The following is a 13,947-nucleotide window of genomic DNA, read 5'->3' as shown; positions in this document are numbered from 1 at the left end:
AGACACCCCGCCAGGCATATCATATCGGTAGCGCCTTGAGCCAGAACGACATGATCTTGTTGCTGCTTTCCTGCTCGTCCAGATCGCACCAGGCATGACGGGTGCGTAATGAAGGGTCCTGCAGGAAGCCGCGGTTACGCCAGAAACCGTGCAATGGTTTGTAACTGGCAGGCCGCAGCGGGTGTATGCCTGGGCGCTCGACGACGCAGAACGTGCAGTAATCGAACTCCGCCAACTTATGTGCGTAGGATTCGCGCTCGATGAAAAAGCGTACGCCCAGGCCCTGATTGCGATAAGCAGGTAGCAACACCGAGCCACCGAAGTAGTAGACCGACGTCGGATCACGCCCCTGGGCGAGGAACGGTTGCTGGAAGCGAGGCGCTTCATCTATCAGCGGCAGGCCTGTGGAGGCCCCTACCACTCGGCCGCCGTCCAACGCCAGCACCATCAGGCTACGGCCAGAGTCGGCGTAGGTAGCCAAGTGATTAGCCTCATGCTCCAGCGCCCCCTCATAGAGGTAGGGATACTCGCGCAACACCGTCAGGCGCAAGCGTGCAAGCTCATCGATGTAAGGCGCAATCGCCGCGCCATGCAGCAGGCGTATTTCCATGGAGAAGCAGTCGTCTGGTCGCGGTGGATAACGCGCTCGGGCAAGCCGGCCTGAGGGGAAACCCTACCATCGGCGTCGCAACTTGCCCTTGTCCCGGCACGACAGGTATTTCTCCATGACCGCTACCGCCCCCCCCTGAACGCGCCCGCATTGATGCTGACGCCCTTACTGAATGCGCGTCCCAAGCACCTTGAGAAACGCCGCAAGCCACGCCGGATGAGCAGGCCAGGCCGGCGCTGTCACCAGGTTGCCGTCCACATGAACCTGGTCCATCGCGATATCGATGAACTGTCCACCCGCCAGACGCACTTCGGGGGCGCACGCCGGGTAGGCACTGCACTCGCGCCCTTCCAGTACCCCGGCCGCAGCCAGCAACTGCGCGCCATGACACACCGCGGCGATAGGCTTGCCCGCATGATCGAACGCCCTGACCAGTTCCAGCACCTTGTCGTTCAGGCGCAGGTATTCTGGTGCGCGCCCACCGGGGATCAGCAACGCGTCATAGCTCTCTGCCCGCACCTGGACGAAGTCGTAGTTCAACGCAAAGTTATGCCCGGGTTTCTCGCTGTAGGTCTGCTCGCCTTCGAAATCGTGAATCGCCGTGCGCACCGTCTGCCCCGCAACCTTCTCCGGGCAGACCGCATGCACGGTGTGGCCGACCATGAGCAAGGCCTGGAACGGCACCATCGCCTCGTAGTCTTCGACGTAATCGCCCACCAGCATGAGAATCTTCTTCGCCGTCATCGTATCCACTCCTTCGGTAGTCTGGGAACAGTCCCAGCAAGATAGTCCGCTTTGCCCGACCGCGATACGTGCGACTAGTCGCGGCGGTCGAGCAGGTTGGCCACCAGCCGGTCCAGCCAGCCCCATAGGCGTTGTTGCACACGACGCCACAGTGGCCGGGCGTGCCAGCGCGCGAGGTCGACTTCCAGGCTCTGGGCGAAATCGCGCTCGAAGCTGGCGGCCACGGCCGCGCTCAGTGGCGGGTCGATGGCCTCGACATTGGCCTCGAGGTTGAAGCGCAGGTTCCAGTGATCGAAGTTGCACGAGCCGACACTGACCCAGTCGTCCACCAGCACCATCTTCAGGTGCAGGAAGCATGGCTGGTATTCGAAGATCCGCACCCCGGCGCGCAGCAGCCTTGGGTAATAGCGATGTCCGGCATAGCGCACCGCCGGGTGGTCGGTGCGCGGGCCGGTGAGCAGCAGGCGCACGTCGATGCCCTTCTGCGCGGCACGCCGCAGCGAGCGCCGCACGCTGAAGGTCGGCAGGAAGTACGGCGTGGCCAGCCAGATGCGCCGCTGGCCGCTGTTCAGGGCGCGCACCAGCGCATGCAGGATGTCCTTGTGCTGGCGGGCGTCGGCATAGGCCACCCGGCCCATGCCCTGGCCCTGCGCCGGCACCTGGGGCAGGCGCGGCAGTCCGAAGCCCTCGGGCGGGCGCCAGGCGGTGCGGCGCTGGTTGGCGTGCCACTGGCGGTCGAACAACAGTTGCCAGTCGGTGACGATCGGCCCCTCCATGCGCACCATCACTTCGTGCCACTCGCTGGTGTCGGCTTCGGGTGTCCAGAACTCGTCGGTGACCCCGGTACCGCCGACCACCGCCCAGCGCTCGTCCACCAGCAACAGCTTGCGATGATCGCGATAGAGATTGCGCAGGCCCCGGCGCCAGCGCAGGCGGTTGTACCAGCGCAGCTGGACACCCGCCGCCAGCAGGCGCTCACGCAAGACGGAGGTAAAGGCCAGCGAGCCATAGTCGTCGAACAGGCAACGCACCCGCACGCCACGCCGCGCGGCCTGTTCCAGGACCTCGACCACCGCCTCGGCGCACGCCCCGGCCTCGACCAGATAAAGCTCCAGGTCGACCTGATACTCGGCACGCACGATCGCCAGAAGCATGCGCGGGAAGAACTCGGGGCCGTCGATCAGCAGTTCGAACTGGTTGCCATCCCGCCACGGGAAGACCGGCCCCGGCATGTCAGCGGGCGGTGAAGATCAGCACCGCGCTCACCGGCACCGAGGGGTTGATCGACTTGAGCCCGGCCAGCTTGCGCAGGTTCTCCAGGCCCGGCAGGAGACCGAACTCCGAGGCACGCAGGATCAGCGGCTCCAGGGTCACCACCTGGAAACGCCGTTCGTCCAGGCGCGTGGCCAGCAGCAGGGTGTTGTAGCTGCGGGTCTGGCCATGCAGGGTCACGCTCACCGGCAAGCGCAGCTCCAGTTGCGCGCCGTTGGCGAGGTCGTTGATCGGGCGCAGGTCGATCTGTGCCTGCACCGTGGCCTCGGGGAACTGTTCGAAGGCGAACAGGCCGTCACGCATGCGCTCGTCACGCAGCGGGATGCCGCTGCTGATCGAGTCCATCTCGATGCTGACCTCAGCCGCGCCCTTGCGGTCGACCTTGCCATGCAGCACCAGGAAACGGTTGACCTCGGCGATATTGCCATTCTTGCCGGTGACGAAGGACAGGCGCGAGGATTCGCCATCCAGGTGCCAGTTGGCATGGGCGGGCAGGCACAGGGCGAGCAGGAGGGCGGGCAGCAGACGGGACGGCTTGAACATGTGAAATCCTGTGAATCAAGGCCGTCAACCTTACCCGCACGGTTTCACGGCAGCAAGCGGCAGCCTTCGCGGTGACCCTGCCAGGCCGCCTGGTTGCGCCGGCCAAGGCCCTCGGCGGTGACCAGGCGCCGGGGGCTGTCCTCTTTCAGCAGGCCCAAGGGCAGGTACTGGCGCACATAGCCCCGGCAATAGGCCTCAGGGAAACCCATCACGAACCGGCACGAGCAGTACTCTTTCGCCGAGTAGGCCGAAAGGATGCCCGGGAAGTCCGCCAACGCCTGGCGCTCGTGCCAGGCCCAGGCAGACACGGCCAATAACAGCAGGAGCACCACCCGCTTCATGCGCCCTCCCCGGCCACGGCGTCCAGCACCCGCTTGAGCAGTTCGTTGTGGCTGAAGCTGCCATCGCGGTCATCGGCGTAGCGCACGATCACCAGCTTTTGCGTGGGTAGTACATAGAGCGCCTGACCCCAGTGGCCGAGTGCGGCGAACGTATTGCTCGGCGCATCCGGCCACGGCACTGGCTGGCCGGGCAATGGCTGGTTGAGCCACCAGTGCCCGCCGGGGTTGGCCTCGCCCGGCACAGGCTGCGCGGCGCTGAACAAGGTGCGGTTGAACGCCACCCACTCGGCCGGCAGCAACTGTTGCTCGCGCCAGCGCCCGTCACGCTGCATCAGCAGGCCGATGCGCGCCAGATCGCGAGCACTGAGATAGAGGTACGAGGAGCCCACATAAGTGCCCGCGCCATCGCGCTCCCAGACAGCGCTGTCGATCCCCAGCGGCATGAACAGGGCTTGCCAGGGATAGTCGGCATAGCGCTCAGGCGCGAGCATGGCGCGCAGGCTCGCGGCCAGCAGGTTGCTGTCGCCGCTGGAGTAGACGAACTGCGTGCCGGGCGCACTGGCGGCAGGCCTGGCCGCTGTGTAGGCGGCCATGTCGGTGCGGCCACGGGTGTAGAGCATGGCCACCACCGACGACTTCAACGGCGCGTATTCGTAATCTTCCTGCCAGGCCAGGCCACTGGCCCAATGCAGCAGGTCGGCCAGGCGCAACGTTGGGTGCGCCTGCAAGGCCGGGTAATAGCGCAAAGCCGGATCGTCGAGCTGGAAGCGCCTTTCGCCGTAGGCAACGCCCATGACCGTGGCCAGCACGCTCTTGCTCACCGACCAGGTCAGGTGCGCAGTGTCGACACGGGTTGGCTCGGCGTAGCGCTCATGCAGAATGCGGCCATCGCGGATGATCAACAGCGCATCGGTGCGAATGCCGCCGCGCTCGGTATCGTGTGGCGCGAAGGCGTAGGTGTCTACGGTTTGCCAGTTGATAACGGCGTTATCGACTGGCCACTGCGCCGAGGGCCAGTCTTCGGCCAAGGCCGGGGCTGTGGTCATGGCCAGGGCAAGCATCACTGCCTTCATGGAGAGTCCTGCAAGGGGCTGCTTTGCAGCCCATCGCGGCTGAAGCCGCTCCTACAAAGGTTGCGCATGGCCTGTAGGAGCCGCTTCAGCCGCGATGGGGCGCACAGTGGCCCAGGTTCAAAGGTGCCCACAGCCTCTCAGGCTTTCATGACAGTCCGGCGGCACTCCAGGCCTTGGCCAGGCGCTTGTCACGGGCGGCGCCGGCCAGCGCCAGCAGGCCCTGGTCGCGTTGCCACAACTGCGCCCAGTGCTCCGGCCCTGCGGCCAACGCCTGGTCGATCTCGCCTCGCAAATCGTGGAACTGAGCAAACAGGCCTCCCAGCAGCAAATGGCAGGCCACACTGTCCGGGCATTGCCGACTGCCCTCGGCGCACCCGGCGAGCAGGCCGATCAGCTTCAGGCGCAGGGCCTGCGGCCAGGCGCACTCCTGGGCTACGCCATGCAGCCAGGCCACAAGCGCGGCGAGCACATACAGGTCCTCGAGAGAGCGGAACGGCTTGACGTAGGCATCCCAGCCATCACCGGCCAGCAACTCGCACGCGGCATCCTTGAGCTGCAGGCGGCCATGCCCCACTTCGGGCATCAACGGCAGTGTCGGCAAGGCTTCGAGCCTGACCCCCGGCTCGCCCGGATAGACCACCGCCAGTTGCAAGCGCGGCGCCTCGCCCGCGCCTTCGTGACGAGCGGCCACCAGCAGCCATTCGGCGTCCAGCCCAGCGGTGACGAAGTCCTTGTTGCCGGTCAGGCGCAGGCCGTCCAGCCGGGTGTACATGTCCGCCGGGCGCACGCTGCGCCGCTCGGTGGCACACAACGCGCCCAGGCTGGCCGGAGCGCTGGGCCATAGGACCCGCAGCGCCGCCTGGTAGCCGAGCAGGAACGCCAGCCCGGGAGTGGCCATGGCCCGCCCACCCAGCACCGCCAGCTCGAACGGCGCCACCGTGCCCAGGCGCTCGAGCACCGCCGCATAGGTTTCACCGAGGGTCGCCGCCAGCGGGTGGCGCAAGGGGTCGTTGAGTCGTTGCAACCAGGCCATCGCAAGCTCCTTTCAGGGGTGTCACGCAAGCATCACCAAAGATTCACGGGGGTGACACCGGGCGTACCTAGGCTGACTTTGCACAACAAAGCCGACCGGCCGCAACCCTTTGGCTGGCTTATGGAGACTCACGATGACCCGGATCGCTCGCTCTGGCGACACCAGCACTGAACGCCGTCTGCAAGCCGAACGCCTGGTCGGCGCCGCGGCCCTGCAGGAAGCACAGGCCCTGCGTTTCAAGGTGTTCAGCGCCGAATTCAAGGCCAAGCTCAAGGGCGCCGAACACGGCCTGGACATGGACGACTACGACATCCACTGCCGCCACATCGGCGTGCGCGACCTGGCCACCGGTCAACTGGTCGCCACCACCCGCCTGCTCGATCACCAGGCCGCCAGCAGCCTCGGCCGCTTCTATAGCGAAGAGGAGTTCAGCCTGCACGGCCTGTTGCAGTTGCAGGGCCCGATCCTCGAACTGGGCCGTACCTGCGTCGACCCGGCATACCGCAACGGCGGCACCATCGCCGTGCTCTGGAGCGAATTGGCCGAGGAGCTCAATGAGGGCCGCTACAGCTACCTGATGGGCTGTGCCAGCATCCCCATGCAGGACGGCGGCGTGCAGGCCCATGCGATCATGCAGCGCCTGCGCGAACGCTACCTGTGCACCGAGCACCTGCGTGCCGAACCGAAGAACCCGCTGCCCAGCCTGCCGCTGCCGAACAACGTCATCGCCGAAATGCCGCCGCTGCTCAAGGCCTACATGCGCCTGGGCGCGAAGATCTGCGGCGAGCCGTGCTGGGACGAGGACTTCCAGGTCGCCGACGTGTTCATCCTGCTCAAGCGCGACGACCTCTGCCCACGCTATGCCCGTCACTTCAAGGCGGCGGTCTGATGCCGCGCATACGGGCCGCTGCCCGCCTGCTGCGGCTGTTCCTGGTACTGGCCCTGGGGCTGGCCATGGCCAGTGTCATCGCCCTGGGCGAGCGTCTGGGGCTGAGCGCCTCGATAGAACAGCGCCAACGCTGGACACGGATGTTCATGGGGCGCCTGGTCGCCGCCCTGCCCTTCGAAGTGCAGGTCAGGGGCGAGCTGCCGCAACAGCCGATGCTGTGGGTCTGCAACCATGTGTCGTGGACCGACATCCCACTGCTCGGCATGCTCACCCCGCTGTCGTTCCTGTCCAAGGCCGAGGTGCGCCACTGGCCGCTGGCCGGCTGGCTGGCCGAGAAGGCCGGGACCCTGTTCATTCGTCGCGGAGGCGGCGATGCCCAGCGCCTGCGCGAGCAGATCAGCGAACAACTGGGCGAGCAACGCCCTCTATTGATATTCCCCGAAGGCACCACCACGGACGGTCGCAGCCTGCGCACCTTCCATGGGCGCCTGCTGGCCGGAGCAATCGACCAGAACACGCCAGTACAGCCGGTGGCAATCCAGTACCTGCGCGCAGGCCAGACCGATCCGATCGCGCCGTTCATTGGCGAGGACGACCTGGTTTCCCATTTGATGCGGCTGTTCGCACAGGACCGCGGACAAGTGCTGATCCACCTGTTGCCGCCAATCGGCAGCGCGGGCAAGGAACGCGCGGTACTGGCTTTCGAAGCGCAACAGGCGGTCCATCTGGCGCTTTTCGGCGCCGAGAACGTCGAGGTCGCACCGAGGCGACAGGCTCGGGCAGCCTGAGTCCGCGATTGCCGACTCAAGCCGATTGCTGTCCCCGGGCAAATGCCTGCAACTGCGGATAGAACTCGCGAAAGTCCGCCAGCAACGGCTCGTACAACCGCTCCAGTTCCACCATCACCCCAGCTATCCCCTCAGGTCGTGACAGGCGCCGGGCAATCCCGGCAAACACCTGCTCCAGGGTGGCGAAATCGCCATACGCTCCCAGCCAGTCGTCGGCCGCCATCACCGGCGCGATGCGCGCCAACCGCCCCGGCAACTCCGGCTCGGCGAGCAATACCTTGTAGAAATCATCGGTGAATTGCGCCAGCGGCTGTTCGGCATACGCCGCCCAGTGCCGCGCCAGACAGTGGTCGAAGAACACATCCACGACGATCCCGGCGAACCGCCGCCGCTCGCGCGGGAAACGCGCTAGCGCCGCCAGCACCAGTGGGTGGCTGTCGGTGTAGCGATCAATGTGCCGGTGCAGCCGAATAGAAGCCTCCAGCACAGGCGGGAAGCGCCCGGCGAGCTCGCCTTTGACGAAATCGCCATACAGGCTGCCAAGCAGTTGCTGCGGCGCGGGGCCGCCCAGATGAAGGTGCGCGAGATAATTCATGGCGCCAGTCTAGCACCGCTGGCGACTATATCGTCACAAGACGATATAGCTATCAAGACTTGCCTTATGACCACTTCATATTTGTATATCGCGATGCAGCGATTTATATTTCGCCCCATCGCGATATACCGCTACACGCCACGAGCCCAACCATGCCCCTCGATCTCGACGAAATAATAAAAGCCCTGGCCCACCCGGTCCGGCGAGACATCCTCAACTGGCTGAAAGACCCGGCCGCGCAGTTCCCCGAGCAGCACCACAGCACCGAACACGGTGTGTGTGCCGGGCAGATCGACCAGCGCTGCGGCCTGTCGCAGTCGACCGTGTCCGCTCACCTGGCCACCCTGCAGCGCGCCGGCCTGATCAGCAGCCAGAAGATCGGCCAATGGCATTTCTTCAAACGCAACGAGGCGACCATCAAGGCGTTCCTCGAGCAAATGAGCCAAGAGCTCTGACCTGATCCAAGCGAGGCTTCGCACATGACTACGTTGTTCGACCCGATCACCCTGGGCGACCTGGAACTGCCCAATCGCATCATCATGGCCCCGCTGACCCGTTGCCGCGCCGACGAAGGCCGCGTGCCCAATGCGCTGATGGCCGAATACTACGTGCAGCGCGCCAGCGCCGGCCTGATTCTCAGCGAAGCAACCTCGGTCACGCCAATGGGCGTCGGCTATCCGGATACCCCCGGGATCTGGAACGACCAGCAGGTACGTGGCTGGCACAACGTGACCAAGGCCATCCACGGCGCGGGCGGGCGCATCTTCCTGCAACTGTGGCACGTCGGGCGCATCTCCCACCCGTCGTACCTCAACGGTGAACTACCGGTGGCCCCCAGCGCGATCCAGCCCAAGGGCCATGTCAGCCTGGTGCGCCCGCTCAGTGACTACCCGACCCCGCGCGCGCTGGAAACCGAAGAGATCGCCGACATCGTCGAGGCCTACCGCAGCGGCGCCGAGAACGCCAAGGCCGCCGGTTTCGACGGCGTGGAGATCCACGGTGCCAACGGCTACCTGCTCGACCAGTTCCTGCAGAGCAGCACCAACCAGCGCACCGACCGTTATGGCGGCTCGCTGGAGAACCGCGCGCGGTTGCTGCTGGAAGTGACCGATGCCGCCATCGAGGTGTGGGGCCCAGGCCGTGTGGGTGTGCACCTGGCGCCACGGGCCGATGCCCATGACATGGGCGACGCTGACCGTGCCGAGACATTCAGCTATGTGGCCCGGGAACTGGGCAAACGCGGCATCGCCTTCATCTGCTCGCGGGAAAAAGCGGCTGACGACAGCATCGGCCCGCTGATCAAGGCAGCGTTCGGCGGCCCCTACATCGTCAACGAGCGCTTTGACAAGGCCGGCGCCAACGCTGCCCTGGCCAGCGGTAAAGCCGATGCAGTGGCCTTCGGCATTCCGTTCATCGCCAACCCCGACCTGCCAGCGCGCCTGGCTGCCGATGCACCGCTCAATGCGCCGCATCCGGAGACGTTCTATGGCAAAGGCCCGGTTGGGTATATCGACTACCCACGGATGTAGGGGAATGCAGGACTTGTAGAAGCGGGCTTGCCCGCTTCTACAAGTGGATACCTGCGAACGATCAGAAGTTGTAGCGCAAGCCCAGGTTCACCCCGTACGGCTGCTCGATATGCTCGCCATTGCTGTACTGGAACTCGCCATGCAGCTGCAACACTTCCGAGACCTGCGCCACCAGGCCCACTGCCACCTCGCCTCGGGTACCGGAGAGGTCGTTGGTGAAGTGGTTGTTGTTGACCTTGACCTTGTTGCTGTTGATGAACTCGTGGGCCGCCGCCACCTTGAGGTACGGTTGCAGGATGCTGCCATTGTCCAGCGCCAGGCTGCGCCCGACCTGCGCACCGACCTTGCCAAGCACCGAGTTGGCGCCATCGCTCTCGGCCCGCAGGCCGTTGTCCAGGGTATAGCTGTCGCCATCGACCCACAAAGCGGACAGCTGGGTGAACGGCTCGACATACCAGCCATCGTCCAGCTTGAAGTGCCGACCAACCTCAACCGAGGCCCCGAGACCTTCGTTGTGATACTCGCCCTTGGTCTTGCGACCATCGCTCATCACCACATCGTTGCGGTTACGGAAACGGTTGTACTTGAGCACGGCGTCGATGTAGTAGCCACTATCGGCCATCCAGGTGCTGTAGGCGCCGACATAGTAACTTTTGATCTTGCCGGAAGAGCCGAGGCTGTAATCCAGGCCCGACTCGCTGTAGCCGCCCATCACCCCGAGCAACCAACGGCCATCGTAGCCAGGCAAGGTGCCGTCGGCGCCGAAGCTCACACCGTTCTGGTCCTGCTGGTAGGCCACGGCGCTGCCCGCCGACAGGTTGTAGCGGTTGCCATAGCTGCGCATCCACAAGCCCTGGCCCTGGCCCAGGCGCAGTTCGCCCATGCGGCTGCGCAGCGACGACAGCTCGCCATACCACACGGTCGGCGCGGCGCTGAACATGCCCAACACCGCATGAGCACTCGGGGTCAGCACGTTGCCGGGCTTCTGCTTCAGGTACCAGTTGTCCTCACCGTCGCCTTTTTCCAAGGTGTAGAGGAAGGTGCCGAAATCGATCTCGTGCAACAGGCCAAACGTGGCATCACCGCCACCGGTCTCGACTATGCGATGTGGCGCCTGCCCTTCCACCGGGTCAACACCGGTGCTGGCGATGCTCAGTTGATGATTGCCCTCTGCCGCGCCAGTTACTTTCAGCAAGTCGCCGGTGCCGCTGGCCAGGTCGATGCCCATCACGAACACGCCCGAACCCTCGAGGCTGTCGAGTGTCAGCGTCTTGAAACCGGGCGTGGTATCCCGGTCGGTGAAATCGACGGTGCCGTCGTCCAGCGAGAGGTTGCCCACCTGCGCATCCTGGGTCATGGCCCAGCGACCGCCGCTCTCAAGCGTCAGGCTCTCCACGTTCACCAGGTTACCCCTGAGCGACGCCCCGTTGCGAAACAGCAGATTGGCCGTACTGGTGCCGTCGACAACCACATCCCCGGACAACTGGCTGTTGTCTGCCGTGAAGTCGGCGGTCATGCCACGGGTGACCTCGAGGATGTTGCCATTGCCGCCGATGAGCCGGCTGTTGTTGCCCACGAGGATGTTTACCGTGCCTTTGTTGCCATCCGCGGAATCGCGCACAATGATGGCACTCCCCGTCTTGCCTTCGACGGTCGAGCCGTCCAGGGTCATGCTCGAGTCACTACCGCCAGTGGCCGTGGTGCCCTGGCGCAATTGCACCCCCTGGGTCTGTCCGGTAATGACCGAGCCTTGCGACGCGTTCAGAGTGCCGCCTAGCATGAAGGCACCGACCCCGGTCCTGCCGGTAAGGGCCGCAGCGGACAGGCTCAGGGTACTGCCCCCCGTGAACGACGCACCATTGTTGCCGACGATGGTGCCGCCTTGCACCTGCATGCTCGACTGGGTGTTGCCCGACACGCCGAAGGTTCCCCCGGAAACGGTCGCATCGACCAGGGCCGCACTGCTCTCGTCAGACAGGGCGACCCCCACCTGGGTGCCGCTACCGGCCACTTCCCCACCATTGACGACGAGAGTCGAACGGCTGCGCACATCGATGCCCTGCGTACTCCCCGTGGCAGTGACTTCCAAGGCCCCGCGGTTGCGCACCATATAGTCGTCCGCCACCGGGCCGCTGACCACTTCGGAACGGTTGTCGATAATCTGCGTTGCCTCGACCGCCCCGGTACTTGCCATCACCGCCAGGCCGACGGCGAGGCTCAGGGGTACTCTTGCGTGCTTTACCTTCATGTTGTTCTCCCGTCCCAGTTTTTCACCCGTGCTACCGAAAAGTTGAAATCAGCCACCTGGATGTAGCCAATTGGCCGCAGTCTCGACAAAAAAGGTAAAAACCTATGTAGGAGAATTCCTGTTTTTATATCGGCAAACACTGCCCCTTCTTACCAGGGCCCAGCACATCGCCGTGGCAATTGATATCAGTCGGGTTGGAATGACTTTACTTGGGAATACAACCTTGAACCGTCTACTTCGAGGGAGTAACTGGCGAACACTTTCTTGCGTCTGTCAGTCTGGGGCCAGGCCGGATTCACCTTTATCAGGAAGGATCGCCCATCCTTGTACACATCGAGAGTGGCCTCGCGCAGGGTGGGCTCAATTGCCGGATCCACTTCCCAGCGGATCTCGACTTTGTCTCCCTCTTTGATATTGGGATAGTTGAGGTTGAACCTTGGATTGTCTCCCCCGGAAGACAGGTACCCGGGGGCCGGTAGCTCCAGCGCCTGGGCAAGCACGGTCAACGCCAGGGCCTCCGACGTTGCCTCGGGCGGCTCACCACCACGCTCGACGAGGTACTTGACGTCAACCGTTGTTCCGATCGAGTCCAGCAACACCACCCGTGGCAACTGGAACACCACATCCCCAGGGGCTGTGATCACTTGCCACGGCATTTGGTAGGGGAAGTTGGGGCCGGTCCAGACCACTGCCACCTTGTCGCCAGTCACCATGCCGGAGTATCGCGGAACCGTAACTTTCACATGTGACGCATTGGCAAAATCCTTATGGAAATCGAGCTGGTCGTTTCCGTCCCCGAACGCCTTCTCCACCGAGGGGCGTCGCAAGTCGACCGGCACCACCAGTTCGCACGGGGCAGACTCGAACTTGGCGCCCCCCTTGGCGGTCAGTGTGTAGAACAACTCGAGCGTCCCGCCCACCAACTCGAGTACCAGGTCCTTCTCGACGAGGTGCTCGATATCGCCGACGCGTTCCACCGGCAAAGTCCAATCATGGTCGTGAGTAGCGCCATCCGCAGCAGTGCCTTTCCACCACACCGACACTTCGTCACCCACGGCCATATGCGCGTAGGCAGCGATGCGAATGGTTACGCCGTCGTCCGGCACATCATGCGGGTCGAGCCCCCCGCGACTGGCTTCATCCACACTGGGCGCGTCGAGTTCAAGGTTGCCCGATACAGTGATTTCCAGAACATGCGACTTGCGCCCCGCCTGGTCGTTGACCTGGTACTCCAACAATGCGCCCCCTTGCAATGCGGCGACCGCCAAGTCATTTTTCAACTCGAGCTCAATGCCGGCGGTGACTTCCTGCTGGGTCACGGTATGGGGTTGGTCTACGGGGTCCAGGCGCTCCTGCTTGGCATTGACACCCGTCCAGGTCAGCTTCAGCTGATCGCCGGCTGTAATATCGCGGTAAGGTTCAATCCTGACTTTGAGCGGCGTACCCTCCAGGGCGTTGAAATCGATGTTGCCGTCCTCGTCGGCATCCAAGGCCACCGGCGCGTCCAGGGTACGCTCGGCAAGATCCACCTTGGCGTAGGCCTCTCGCGACCACAGCGAGCGATTATTGACCTCGTCGCGAATTTCATAGCGAACGATGAGCTGTTCGACACTGCCGACCTCTTCGATGATGTCCTGGCCGACCGTGACAGGGAAAGAATCCGCGCCTGAAGGCACCGGCCCCTTTATGGATTTGCCATGCCATTGGAGCTCGTAGCAATCGTTCGGCCCACGATTGGGGTAGCCGCCCATGATGATGGCCTCTACTCCCTTGGCAGCCTGGTCAGCATCGATGAAAGGCGGGATGCCCCCCGGCATATCCAGGTTCTCGTTGAAGGAGGTGCTGGGATCGGGGTCGACACCGCCGGGCAAGCTGCGCTTGACCATGACATCAAGCTCTAACGAATCGTCCTCCTGCTCACCGATATCGTCTTTCCACTTGTACCAGACGACGCCAGCACCGTCGGGAATCTTCGACGGTGGTACGTCGAAATCAAGATAGGTACCGGATTCGATACCGAGTGCCTGCGCCTTGCGAACTCGCTTGACCACCGACGGGCTTACCGTCTTGCGCTCTATTTCACCGTCGTTCCAATACAGCGTGACGAGGTCGTTCGGTTGCATGTGGATTGCCAGCACTTGGACCTTCAACGGCGACTGCTCATCATCCAGCAAGCGCAAGCCAATCCCCCTGCCCTTAAAAGCCTGAGGGATCACAGGTTCAGGCAGTTGCGCGACGTGTTTACCGACAGCGGGGCGATTGCGCGACAGTTCTTCGGACAT

At 64.0% G+C, this 13,947-nt stretch carries 14 protein-coding genes; 4 read left to right on the top strand and 10 right to left on the bottom strand.

What is annotated here, in order from left to right; translation table 11 throughout:
- Positions 1-19: 19 nt before the first annotated feature.
- The 7 genes from OH705_RS11515 to OH705_RS11485 form a co-directional block, all read right to left on the bottom strand.
- Entirely contained in the window at positions 20-610 is a 591-nt protein-coding gene (locus tag OH705_RS11515; protein WP_267302242.1) for a GNAT family acetyltransferase, read from the bottom strand.
- Between the two features lie 165 nt (positions 611-775).
- Positions 776-1,354, bottom strand: coding sequence for a DJ-1/PfpI family protein (locus OH705_RS11510; RefSeq protein WP_094010183.1), 579 nt, complete (start codon positions 1,352-1,354; stop codon positions 776-778).
- A 74-nt stretch (positions 1,355-1,428) separates the two neighbouring features.
- A complete protein-coding gene (locus tag OH705_RS11505) occupies positions 1,429-2,586 on the bottom strand; it encodes a phospholipase D-like domain-containing protein (protein WP_094010184.1) in 1,158 nt (385 codons plus the stop codon).
- 1 nt (position 2,587) lies between these two features.
- Positions 2,588-3,169, bottom strand: coding sequence for a YceI family protein (locus OH705_RS11500; protein WP_023632820.1), 582 nt, complete (start codon positions 3,167-3,169; stop codon positions 2,588-2,590).
- A gap of 44 nt (positions 3,170-3,213) precedes the next feature.
- On the bottom strand, positions 3,214-3,510 hold the full coding sequence (locus OH705_RS11495; protein ID WP_094010185.1) for an amidase: 297 nt from the start codon (positions 3,508-3,510) through the stop codon (positions 3,214-3,216).
- The gene (locus tag OH705_RS11490) at positions 3,507-4,583 is read right to left on the bottom strand and encodes a serine hydrolase domain-containing protein (RefSeq protein WP_094010186.1); all 1,077 of its coding nucleotides are present in this window, start codon (positions 4,581-4,583) and stop codon (positions 3,507-3,509) included. The genes OH705_RS11495 and OH705_RS11490 overlap by 4 nt, the downstream gene beginning before the upstream one ends.
- Before the next feature lie 145 nt (positions 4,584-4,728).
- A complete protein-coding gene (locus OH705_RS11485; RefSeq protein ID WP_267302241.1) occupies positions 4,729-5,616 on the bottom strand; it encodes an acyl-CoA dehydrogenase in 888 nt (295 codons plus the stop codon).
- A 133-nt stretch (positions 5,617-5,749) separates the two neighbouring features.
- Here OH705_RS11485 and olsB point away from each other — a divergent pair, with 133 nt between their 5' ends.
- Complete coding sequence (gene olsB, locus OH705_RS11480; RefSeq protein ID WP_104444460.1) at positions 5,750-6,505, top strand: L-ornithine N(alpha)-acyltransferase; 756 nt, start codon at positions 5,750-5,752, stop codon at positions 6,503-6,505.
- Positions 6,505-7,293: a lysophospholipid acyltransferase family protein gene (locus OH705_RS11475; RefSeq protein WP_094010188.1), complete on the top strand. Its 789-nt coding sequence runs from the start codon at positions 6,505-6,507 to the stop codon at positions 7,291-7,293. Before olsB ends, OH705_RS11475 begins: the two co-directional genes overlap by 1 nt.
- 16 nt (positions 7,294-7,309) lie before the next feature.
- On the opposite strand, the gene OH705_RS11470 is transcribed toward OH705_RS11475, so the two are convergent.
- Positions 7,310-7,888, bottom strand: coding sequence for an ACP phosphodiesterase (locus OH705_RS11470; protein ID WP_094010189.1), 579 nt, complete (start codon positions 7,886-7,888; stop codon positions 7,310-7,312).
- A gap of 152 nt (positions 7,889-8,040) precedes the next feature.
- On the opposite strand from OH705_RS11470, the gene OH705_RS11465 reads away from it, so the two are divergent.
- Positions 8,041-8,343, top strand: coding sequence for an ArsR/SmtB family transcription factor (locus OH705_RS11465; RefSeq protein ID WP_023628827.1), 303 nt, complete (start codon positions 8,041-8,043; stop codon positions 8,341-8,343).
- A gap of 24 nt (positions 8,344-8,367) precedes the next feature.
- Positions 8,368-9,417, top strand: coding sequence for an alkene reductase (locus OH705_RS11460; RefSeq protein WP_094010190.1), 1,050 nt, complete (start codon positions 8,368-8,370; stop codon positions 9,415-9,417).
- A gap of 61 nt (positions 9,418-9,478) precedes the next feature.
- Here OH705_RS11460 and OH705_RS11455 read toward each other — a convergent pair whose 3' ends face one another.
- Both OH705_RS11455 and OH705_RS11450 read right to left on the bottom strand, forming a co-directional pair.
- The gene (locus tag OH705_RS11455; protein ID WP_267302240.1) at positions 9,479-11,665 is read right to left on the bottom strand and encodes an autotransporter outer membrane beta-barrel domain-containing protein; all 2,187 of its coding nucleotides are present in this window, start codon (positions 11,663-11,665) and stop codon (positions 9,479-9,481) included.
- A gap of 185 nt (positions 11,666-11,850) precedes the next feature.
- Positions 11,851-13,947 carry a hypothetical protein gene (locus OH705_RS11450; protein ID WP_267302239.1) on the bottom strand — a complete coding sequence of 699 codons (2,097 nt, stop codon included), beginning with the start codon at positions 13,945-13,947 and terminating at the stop codon, positions 11,851-11,853.

It is taken from the genome of Pseudomonas sp. BJa3 (assembly GCF_026343815.1).
GTDB lineage: Bacteria > Pseudomonadota > Gammaproteobacteria > Pseudomonadales > Pseudomonadaceae > Aquipseudomonas > Aquipseudomonas soli.
This window is presented reverse-complemented; position numbering and strand designations above follow the sequence as displayed.

Bases quoted from the DNA above. Each gene is read 5' to 3' on its own strand.
- OH705_RS11515 (WP_267302242.1), bottom strand. From the start codon at position 610: ATGGAAATACGCCTGCTGCATGGCGCGGCGATTGCGCCTTACATCGAT.
- OH705_RS11510 (WP_094010183.1), bottom strand. From the start codon at position 1,354: ATGACGGCGAAGAAGATTCTCATGCTGGTGGGCGATTACGTCGAAGAC.
- OH705_RS11505 (WP_094010184.1), bottom strand. From the start codon at position 2,586: ATGCCGGGGCCGGTCTTCCCGTGGCGGGATGGCAACCAGTTCGAACTG.
- OH705_RS11500 (WP_023632820.1), bottom strand. From the start codon at position 3,169: ATGTTCAAGCCGTCCCGTCTGCTGCCCGCCCTCCTGCTCGCCCTGTGC.
- OH705_RS11495 (WP_094010185.1), bottom strand. From the start codon at position 3,510: ATGAAGCGGGTGGTGCTCCTGCTGTTATTGGCCGTGTCTGCCTGGGCC.
- OH705_RS11490 (WP_094010186.1), bottom strand. From the start codon at position 4,583: ATGAAGGCAGTGATGCTTGCCCTGGCCATGACCACAGCCCCGGCCTTG.
- OH705_RS11485 (WP_267302241.1), bottom strand. From the start codon at position 5,616: ATGGCCTGGTTGCAACGACTCAACGACCCCTTGCGCCACCCGCTGGCG.
- olsB (WP_104444460.1), top strand. From the start codon at position 5,750: ATGACCCGGATCGCTCGCTCTGGCGACACCAGCACTGAACGCCGTCTG.
- OH705_RS11475 (WP_094010188.1), top strand. From the start codon at position 6,505: ATGCCGCGCATACGGGCCGCTGCCCGCCTGCTGCGGCTGTTCCTGGTA.
- OH705_RS11470 (WP_094010189.1), bottom strand. From the start codon at position 7,888: ATGAATTATCTCGCGCACCTTCATCTGGGCGGCCCCGCGCCGCAGCAA.
- OH705_RS11465 (WP_023628827.1), top strand. From the start codon at position 8,041: ATGCCCCTCGATCTCGACGAAATAATAAAAGCCCTGGCCCACCCGGTC.
- OH705_RS11460 (WP_094010190.1), top strand. From the start codon at position 8,368: ATGACTACGTTGTTCGACCCGATCACCCTGGGCGACCTGGAACTGCCC.
- OH705_RS11455 (WP_267302240.1), bottom strand. From the start codon at position 11,665: ATGAAGGTAAAGCACGCAAGAGTACCCCTGAGCCTCGCCGTCGGCCTG.
- OH705_RS11450 (WP_267302239.1), bottom strand. From the start codon at position 13,947: ATGTCCGAAGAACTGTCGCGCAATCGCCCCGCTGTCGGTAAACACGTC.